Annotated in this window: 3 protein-coding genes; all 3 read left to right on the forward strand. The window is 73.9% G+C overall.

The window, feature by feature from the left end:
* Positions 1–706: 706 nt before the first annotated feature.
* Positions 707–1,168, forward strand: coding sequence for a sec-independent translocase (locus AAHZ94_RS32545; protein WP_349997311.1), 462 nt, complete (start codon positions 707–709; stop codon positions 1,166–1,168).
* A gap of 107 nt (positions 1,169–1,275) precedes the next feature.
* Positions 1,276–1,974, forward strand: a complete 699-nt coding sequence (locus tag AAHZ94_RS32550) for a hypothetical protein (RefSeq protein WP_349997309.1) — start codon at positions 1,276–1,278, stop codon at positions 1,972–1,974.
* A 307-nt stretch (positions 1,975–2,281) separates the two neighbouring features.
* On the forward strand, positions 2,282–2,507 hold a 226-nt coding region (locus AAHZ94_RS32555; RefSeq protein WP_349997310.1), incomplete at its 3' end, for a hypothetical protein.

Genomic DNA, 2,507 nt, shown 5'->3' on the forward strand with positions numbered 1-2,507 from the left:
CCCCCCCCCCCCCCGGCGGGGGGGCGGGGCCCCCCCCCCCCCCCCCCCCCCCCCCCCCCCCCCCCCGCCCCCCCCCCCCCCCCCGCCGCCCCCCCCCCCCGCGCCGTCCGGGCCACGACCACACGGGCCCGGCCCCGGCGTCCTCAGCCCCACCCCAGCGCTCGCCCCGCGGCCGACGCTCCGGCCCCTCACCCCGGCGCCGGGCCCGGGCCCGGTACCTCCGATACGCGGCGTACGCCGGAAAGTTCGCCGCCGGGATGTGAGGCGGATGTGACTCGTGGGGTGATGCGGGAGAAGTGGCTGTTGGTGGGGGTGGGCGTGGTGTCGGTGTGCTCGGGGGGGGGGTGGCGTGGGGCGGCAGAAGGGGGACGCGGGCTTGTGCTGTGGGTCGCATCGGGAGTTTGCTGTGCGGGAGACCACAGTGTGGCGGGTGCTTCGGTGAGGGTTCGGGGCGGGACGCGGCAAGGCGGGACAGGGCGGGGCGGCGCAAGACAGAGCGTGGGTGAGGGGCCGTACGGCGGTGGGGAACGGGGTGTGGGCCGGGCGCTGACCGGCGGCGGGAGGGCGTCTGGCGGGGTGCGCGTCGCGTGCCGCAGGCCGGCGGTTGGCCCGTTGTTGGCCTGGCCGTCTCCCGTACCACACCGAGAGGCAGGTACCGTGTTGGATGGCCTGGACCGTTGGCCACGGACGCATCAAGGAGCAGAAGGTGTTCTTCGATATAGGACCCCTAGAGCTAATCGCTCTCATCATCCTTGCGGTGCTCATCTTCGGTCCGGACAAGCTGCCCAAGGTGATTCAGGACGCTGCCCGTTTCATCCGTAAGGTCAGGGAGTTCTCGGACAGTGCGAAGGAAGACATCCGGACAGAATTGGGTCCGGAGTTCAAGGACTTTGAGTTCGAGGACCTGAATCCCAAGAACTTCGCCCGTAAGCACCTGCTCGACAAGGACGAACTCGGGCTGAAGGAGATCCGTAACGGATTCGACTTCAGCAAGGAAATGGCCGAGGTCTCCGACGTCACCTCGGCCCGCGACACCACCGGCAGCGGTACGGCCAGCGGCGATTCCGCGCCACCGGCCGCGGGCCCCACCGGCGGCTCCGACCTGCTGCGCAAGCGGGATAAACCCGAGCCTGACGATCGGCCGCCCTTCGACTCGGACGCCACCTGATCCCCTTCCGGCCGGTCCGTATGGCTATCCTCCCTGTGTCCAGGTGAGGTCGCCTGAAAGGGGGGCGGGCCGCCACGGCGAAGGGCAATGAGGAGGGCTCCGCGCAGATGGAGACGACGAGTCGGGCAGACGTGCAGGACGCGGCGACGGCTCCGGGCGCGCCCGCCGGAGAAGTTGCGGCGGCCCCGCAGGGGATGCCCGCCAAGGTGCGCAGGACGGTCGACGGCTATCTGATGGCCGCCTTCCCCTGGTACGGCCTCGATGAGGCGTTCACCGGACCGCGTTGGTTGATGCAGGTGGGCGCGGCGGCCGACGGCACCGTCGAGCACGGTTCGACCGGACACGGCGACGAGCCCTCGCTCAAGGTGGAGACCAGTGCGGAGAACCGCGAGAAGCAGCGCTTCGCGGTCGTGGTGACGGTGGCCAGCCGCCCGGTGCGGCGCAGCGCCGACGGGACCGGCATGTTGGAGGCCACCTCGGTCTCCTCCGCGGCCTGGCTCGCCGGCTCCGGCCTCCTCTCCTGCACCTGGCCCGCGCAGATGGAGCGCGCCCTGCGGCAGGACTGGCTCGACCAGCAGACCGCCATCGCCTGGGAACTCGCCGACGACCTCGGCGGCCCCGCGTGGTCGCAGCTCACACTGCCGGTCGACGGGGTGCCGACCGACTTCCACTACCGCGAGTCGGAGTACGGCTGGGTGCTGGCCGGCTCCGCGCGCGAGGGCGTCCACGTGGGCGCGTACGGGCGCGGCATGAGCGCCTACGGGCTCGGCTTCTCCGTGGTCAAGGACATCACGACGTACGCCTGAACCACGGGCCAGAAACGTTACGACGGCCGGCGGGCGCGGTGCGTTCCCGGTGTGCCGGGGCGTGCGGCCGGCGCTGATCGAGTCGGGCGCTGGCCCGTGCGCCACCCGGGGGCAGCCGATCGGCTGCCCGTGCTCCCCACCGTCCAGCCGCCCCGTCTGTCTGCCGGCCGCGGTCCTTGTGCCTGCCGGCCGGGCTCGGCTCGCCCGATAGGGCCGTCAGGCTCGGCTCGCCCGCTCGGGCTGAGGTGGGCCCGGCTACGCGGTTGCGTGGGGCCGCCGGCGGGCGGAGGCGTAGTGCGGCGTACGTGTGCTGAGGGACCGTCGGCTCTGGTGGCCGTACCGGCCGTGCGCGAGCCGGTACGGGCCGCGCGCCGGGGCTGACGTCGAGTGCGCCGGCTTTGCAGGGGACGGCGGCGGGCCCCGCACCGGGGTGCGCGCGCCGGCCGGGCAGCAAGACGGGGGGGGGGGGGGGGGGGGGGGGGGGGGGGGGGGGGGGGGGGGGGGGGGGGGGGGGGGGGGGGGGGGGGGGGGGG

The sequence above is a fragment of the Streptomyces sp. HSW2009 genome (assembly GCF_040240285.1).
Taxonomy (GTDB): Bacteria; Actinomycetota; Actinomycetes; order Streptomycetales; family Streptomycetaceae; genus Streptomyces.